At 36.8% G+C, this 6,000-nt stretch carries 6 protein-coding genes and 1 tRNA gene; 3 read left to right on the top strand and 4 right to left on the bottom strand.

Annotated features, from left to right (window positions below; genetic code table 11):
- The 3 genes from CYP28_RS10470 to CYP28_RS00560 all read left to right on the top strand — a co-directional run.
- Positions 1–249, top strand: a 249-nt coding sequence (locus CYP28_RS10470) for a hypothetical protein (protein WP_219811232.1), incomplete at its 5' end; no start/stop codon positions are given.
- Between the two features lie 7 nt (positions 250–256).
- On the top strand, positions 257–1,387 hold the full coding sequence (locus CYP28_RS00565; RefSeq protein WP_103592709.1) for a glycosyltransferase family 4 protein: 1,131 nt from the start codon (positions 257–259) through the stop codon (positions 1,385–1,387).
- A 573-nt stretch (positions 1,388–1,960) separates the two neighbouring features.
- A tRNA-Val gene (locus CYP28_RS00560) sits at positions 1,961–2,036 on the top strand.
- 74 nt (positions 2,037–2,110) lie between these two features.
- Here the strand turns inward: CYP28_RS00560 and CYP28_RS00555 are convergent.
- From CYP28_RS00555 to CYP28_RS00545, 4 genes are all read right to left on the bottom strand, one after another.
- Positions 2,111–3,529 carry an alanine/glycine:cation symporter family protein gene (locus CYP28_RS00555; RefSeq protein ID WP_103592708.1) on the bottom strand — a complete coding sequence of 473 codons (1,419 nt, stop codon included), beginning with the start codon at positions 3,527–3,529 and terminating at the stop codon, positions 2,111–2,113.
- Between the two features lie 382 nt (positions 3,530–3,911).
- Positions 3,912–4,034, bottom strand: coding sequence for a hypothetical protein (locus tag CYP28_RS10530; protein WP_258032478.1), 123 nt, complete (start codon positions 4,032–4,034; stop codon positions 3,912–3,914).
- Between the two features lie 164 nt (positions 4,035–4,198).
- On the bottom strand, positions 4,199–5,365 hold the full coding sequence (locus CYP28_RS00550; RefSeq protein ID WP_242047036.1) for a replication-associated recombination protein A: 1,167 nt from the start codon (positions 5,363–5,365) through the stop codon (positions 4,199–4,201).
- Between the two features lie 28 nt (positions 5,366–5,393).
- The gene (locus tag CYP28_RS00545; RefSeq protein WP_103592706.1) at positions 5,394–5,921 is read right to left on the bottom strand and encodes a pyridoxamine 5'-phosphate oxidase family protein; all 528 of its coding nucleotides are present in this window, start codon (positions 5,919–5,921) and stop codon (positions 5,394–5,396) included.
- Positions 5,922–6,000 lie beyond the last annotated feature (79 nt).

The following is a 6,000-nucleotide window of genomic DNA, read 5'->3' as shown; positions in this document are numbered from 1 at the left end:
TTCTTAAAGAGTAAAGGTATTTATGATGAGCTAATCAAATATCATAGGACTAGGCTTATTAGTGTTGTTTTTTATAATTTAAATAATGATTTCATAAAAAATTTAAAATCTATTGATAAAGAAGCAGCGAACATTTGGCTTATATTGAAAAATAATAAATTTTCTATACTTAAAAAAGTTATTTGTCTATTACCATTTATTGGACTCGATAGATTATTTAAATTTTTTAGAGATATTTATAAGAGATAAGGTTGCTATGAAAATTTTTATAATCGGTAATGTCTCGTCTATGATGATAAATTTTAGAGAAGAGCTCATAAAACTACTTGTATCAAAAGGGCATGATGTATACTGTTTAGTTAGTGACTACAATGAAGAAAGTAGAAAAAAAATAATCTCATTGGGTGCAACACCGCTTGACCACACTTTAAATGCAAAAGGACTAAATCCATTTAAAGATTTCGTTGCTACATGTGATTTGGTTAAGCTATTTAGACAATATAGGCCAGATGTGGTTTTTTCTTTTTTTGTTAAGCCAGTCATTTTTGCAACTATAGCCGCAAAAATAGTAAGAGTGCCAAGAATAGTAGGCATGATAGAAGGGCTTGGTGGGGCTTTTACGGTTCATAAAAATGGACAAACAAAAAAGGCGAAAATTATCAAAACTATACAAGTTCTTTTATATAAAATTTCACTACTATTTCTTGACGAGCTTATATTTTTAAATAATGACGATAAAAAGGACTTAATTGATAGATACAATATAAAAGTAAAGTCTATAAATATCTTAGGTGGCATAGGTGTTGATCTTGATAAATTCTCATATACTAAAGCAACAACTGATCCTATAAGTTTTATTTTTATAGCAAGATTTCTTGCAGAAAAGGGAATATTTGAGTACTTAGAGGCAGCTAAAATCGTAAAAGAAAAATATAAAGATGTAAAGTTTTATATATTTGGTAGTTTTGATGAGCACAATCCGTTTGGATTAACGCAAGAAGAGCTAAAACCTTATCTTGATAGTGACGTAGTTATATATCCTGGCTTCGTAAATGATATAAAAGAACGGATAGTGAATAGTTCCATTTTTGTCTTACCTTCGTATTACAGAGAAGGTGTGCCAAGAAGTACTCAGGAAGCCATGGCAATAGGAAGGGCAGTAATAACCACAAATAGTGTAGGATGCAAAGAAACTGTTGAAGATGGAGTAAATGGATTTTTGGTGCCACCATTTGATAGTAAAATTTTGGCACAAAAGATGATTTATTTTATACAAAATCCAGATATGATAGTCCAAATGGGTATGGAAAGCAGAAAAATAGCTGAAGCAAAATTTAATATAAATGAAAAGAATGAAAGACTTGCAAAGATTATTATTGGGAAATAGCACATTACTATTTTTAGGTTTTTAATTTATAGTATTAAAGATTTTAATTTAAAAATTTAGGCTTATCTTTAGCAGGCTTATCATGATTTAAATAATAAAACCAAGACAAGCTCACTAGTTTTCTAGGCTAGACTTCTACCCCGTTAGTCCACTAATTGATTTTGTATTATTCTTATCAGCCTTTTGTTTTAAAAATTCCTCTTCCTCTTTTGTAGAGTTATACTCACTTTTGAAAAATTTTTTCTTAGCATTAATTTTTTGCTCCAGTATCTTATTTTCATAAATTTTTATATATCGGCTTTTAGCATTCAAGATAATTTCTAAAGCTAGTGCTATATCCTACATCATAGTGATAGCTTGTACATTTTGACTCTTTATCGCTATCAAGGAGTTTTTATGACGACATGTGAGTTGGCCGATATTGACTAGGTAGTTTTCATCTTTACCGATAACTGCGAAGCAAGCGTTAGCTAATTCTAATTTTATCTATTACATTTACTGCTTATAAATAAATTTAATTACTAAAGAATTAAGCTAAATAAAATAGAAAATAAAATATAATCCCAAATCTTTGGTCCCGTAGCTCAGTTGGTAGAGCACTACCTTGACATGGTAGTGGTCGATGGTTCGAGTCCATTCGGGGCCACCACTTCTAATAAAATATCCTAAATAAAAGATTTAAAAATTAATTATTAGTAAATTTTCTAAAGATGCGGTAAAGATTTATTTCAAATAATCTTTCACATCATACTCTTTTCCAGTATCGTGATCTTTTAAAAGCTTTGCCACGATAGGGCTTAAAATGATGATGGCAATTAAATTTGGTACGACCATCAAGCCATTAAACATATCTGCTAGGCTCCAGACAAAATCAACCTTTTGCAAGCTTCCCAAAAAGACAAAAACGACTACTAAAATTTGAAAAGCTCTGACCGCCTTTGCGCCAAAAAGGTAGCGCACATTGATCTCAGCAAAGTAGTACCATCCAAGTATGGTCGTAAATGCGAAGAAAAATAGGCAGATCGCTACAAAGCTATAGCCGCCAGTTTTGCCAAATATGTGCGACGAAAAGGCCTCTTGCACCAAGGTGATACCTGTAAAGACTGCCTTGCCGTTTTCAAAGCTAATAACATTTGCAGTGAGCACTACAAAAACGGTGATATTTAAAACGATAAAAGTATCTACAAATACGCTCATTATGCCAAGCACTGCTTGATCGACCGGGTGTTTGACATTAGCCGCAGCGTGTGCGTGCGGAGTTGAGCCCATGCCGGCTTCATTGCTAAAAAGACCCCTTGCTATACCGTATCTCATCGCAGCTGCTATGCTAGCTCCAGTTGCTCCACCCCACGCAGCTGAAGGATCAAACGCTGCTTTGTAGATAAGCAAAACTGCATCTGGAATTTCGTGAAAATTTAAAGCGATAATGATTAGTCCAACACCTACATAAAGTAAAGCCATCAAAGGCACGATCTTTTCAGCTACTCTTGCAATCGCCTTTACGCCACCTATAAAGATGACCGCGCAGACGATTGCTAAAAAAGCTCCAGTTATCCACTGAGGTATACCAAAGGCACCTTTAAAGCCGTCTGAGATCGAGTTTGCTTGCACCATATTGCCGATAAAGCCAAGTGCGATAATGATAGCGATAGCGAAAAATCCAGCTAAAATTTTTGCCCATTTTCCCTTTAATCCACGACTTATATAAAATGCCGGACCGCCTATCGTGTGCCCGCTATCGTCTTTTGTGCGGTAAATTTGAGCTAGGCAAATTTCAGCAAAATTTGTAGCCATGCCTAAAAACGCAGCGCACCACATCCAAAATATCGCTCCAGGACCACCCATGATAAGAGCTGTTGTCGCACCTACTAGATTGCCAGTGCCAACTTGTGCTGCGATCGCAGTTGCAACTGCTTGAAACTGGCTCATGCCAGCCTTGCCAGCAGCTTCGCCGTGAAGTGAGAAATTCCCAAAAAGCTCTCTTAGACCCATTTTAAACTTAAAAATTTGAACAAACCCAAGCCTAATAGTAAAAAATAGTCCAGTGCCGCAAAGTAGGGTAATAAGGAAGTATGGACCCCAAAGAAATGAATTTATACTTTCAACACAATTATTTAAAATTTCAGCAAAATTTGTAGGCATTTTCTTGACTTTCATTGGTGTAGTTTAGAGAGCGAGTATATTTAAAAAAATATAAAATTAGAATAAATAAGAAAAATTTTTTAGCTTGGCTTAAAATTTCGTGCTAGTTTTCGGCTTACTCGCGGTGAATTCGTTTTTTACTAGCAAGATTTTGCGACCAATATTTTTACGCTCTAAGGTGTTTTTTGATTGATAATTTCTAAATTTATTTCACAATGAAGGTTTAGAATGGCTAAAATTATTTCTTGATTTTTGGATTTTAAAATTAGGTTTTTGCGTTTTTAGAAGGCTTTTACAAACAATTCGTTGTTTTTCTGCGTGGGTATAGCTTGGCAAAACGTATTTGGCTATTAGTTTTGCTAAAAAAAATTATCAAAAGCGTTTAAAAGGCTTTGGCGTTAAATTTTGCTTCATTGTTATTTGCTGGATTTGCCATATTTATCCGCTGTTTGACTTGCTGGTAGCCACACTCTGTGCTAAATTTTGTTCGTAAATCGCCGCCCAAAGCTGTTTAAAATTTCTGGAAATCTGCTTGCTCTGCTATAAGCCGTCGTTAATCTATCCCAAGGCGCGTATTCTATCTTTAAATTTGCGATATGTTAATTTTGCTCGTTCATCTACATTTCTTTTAAAATTTACTCCATAAATCTGACAGATCAAAGCCTAAATTTAGCTCTTGGATTTTATTTTCTCTAGCCATTCATTTAGCGTTTTTTCAAAGCCTATGCCCTTGCTTTTGTAAAAAAAGAGCGGTTTTTCTAGGTATTTTTGCTCGACCCAGCCGCCAAAATCATGCGGATAAAGGTAGTCTTTGCTCTCCTTTGTGTGATTTTTCAGATATGGCGGGATCTTTAAAATTTCTTCGCTTTGCACGTATTTTAGGGCGGTATTTATCGCGTTGTAGCTGGAGTTTGACTTTGGCGAACTGGCTAGATATATGGCGCACTGAGCCAGTATGATCCTGGCCTCTGGAAAGCCTATCTCTTTTACCGCGCTAAGCGTGCTTGCGGCTAAATTTAGTGCATTTGGGTTTGCGTTGCCAATGTCTTCGCTGGCAAATATCGCCATCCTTCTAGCGATGAAGTCCGCACTCTCGCCAGCGTCTATGAGCCTTGCAAGGTAGTATATGACGGCGTTTTCGTCGCTTCCGCGCAGGCTTTTTATAAAAGCACTTGCTAGCTCGTAGTGCGTGTCATCTTCTTTTGCTCCCTCTTTTAGGGCATTTTGACGTAGCGTCTTTAAATTTTCCAGGCTCACATTTTCATCAAGCGTGACGGCAAATTCTAGTAAATTTAGCATGGCTCTTGCATCACCACCACTACTTTTAAATAAATATTCTTTGGCTTCATCATCTATGCTAAAAGAAATTTGCTCTCTGATCTTGCCAAGAAGCTCCTCAAAATCGCCACTGCTAAGCGGCCTAAATTCAAAGAGCATCGAACGGCTTCTGATGCCTGAGCTTAGCGTGAAAAAGGGATTCTCCGTGCTAGCGCCGATGACCAGGGCTTTGTAGTTTTCCATGGGTATGAGTAGCGCTTCTTGCTGGGTTCTACTTAGGCGGTGGATCTCGTCTATAAAAAAGAGCGGCTTATTTAGGGCGTTTTCGTAGTTTTTTAAAATTTTGCGAAAGTCATCTATCTTTAAATTTCCGCCGTCAAACTCGTAAAAGTCGTAGTTTGCACCACTCGCCACAGCCCTTGCAAAGCTCGTCTTGCCACAGCCTGCTGGACCATAAAAGATGGAGTGTGGGATTTTGCTAGAGGCTATAAATTTTAAAAATGCCGCTTTAACCGCCTTTTGACCGCAAATTTCATCCAAGTTTTTTGGTCTAAACATCAGTGCAAGTGAGCTCAAATTTCTTCCTTTACTTTGCTGGTTTTGGCAAAATTTTAGCTTTTGCGCTAAAGCTCTCTATCTTTAGCTCGTAAATTTTCATGATCTTTAGCCCATACTCGGCCGCCACGTCAAAGGTGCTCATCGCGTAGGCGGTGTATTTTTGGCTAAGAATTTTTAAAATTTCATATCTTTTGACCTCGTCCGTCACTTCATAGGCTTTTGTTTTTGCGATGGCACTTTTATACTCAGTCGTAAAGACCTTGCCACCAAGCGCCTTGCCGTCGTCTTTTATCGCCTCTAGCTCGCTATCATTTAGGTGCGGGACCTTGTTGAAGCTAACGCAGACAAACTCCACTTTTCGTCCATCTTGAAGTAGTTTTGCCTTACAGCCAGCGGTAGCTCCGTGTATAAAAATACTTTCACCAACTCTTACTGGCGAGATCGGTACGCTAAAAATTTCTCCCTCGTCATCCACGCATGAAATTACCGCATATTCGCATTCATCTATAATTTTTAAGCCATCTTCACGGCTTAGCTCTCTATCTTTTCGTCTCATTTTTCATCCTTTTTTTGAAAGAGCATTTTAAAATTTAAGTGCTTAAAGGCTAGTATAACGCAAAAATTTCAAGGAAAAA

This window comes from Campylobacter concisus (assembly GCF_002914195.1).
Classification (GTDB): Bacteria; Campylobacterota; Campylobacteria; order Campylobacterales; family Campylobacteraceae; genus Campylobacter_A; species Campylobacter_A concisus_M.
Note: the sequence above shows the minus strand (reverse complement) of the source record. Positions and strands in the feature narration are given on the sequence as shown.

Excerpts from the sequence above, each read along its gene's own strand:
- CYP28_RS00565 (WP_103592709.1), top strand. The coding sequence starts at position 257 with ATGAAAATTTTTATAATCGGTAATGTCTCGTCTATGATGATAAATTTT.
- CYP28_RS00555 (WP_103592708.1), bottom strand. The coding sequence starts at position 3,529 with ATGCCTACAAATTTTGCTGAAATTTTAAATAATTGTGTTGAAAGTATA.
- CYP28_RS00550 (WP_242047036.1), bottom strand. The coding sequence starts at position 5,365 with ATGTTTAGACCAAAAAACTTGGATGAAATTTGCGGTCAAAAGGCGGTT.
- CYP28_RS00545 (WP_103592706.1), bottom strand. The coding sequence starts at position 5,921 with ATGAGACGAAAAGATAGAGAGCTAAGCCGTGAAGATGGCTTAAAAATT.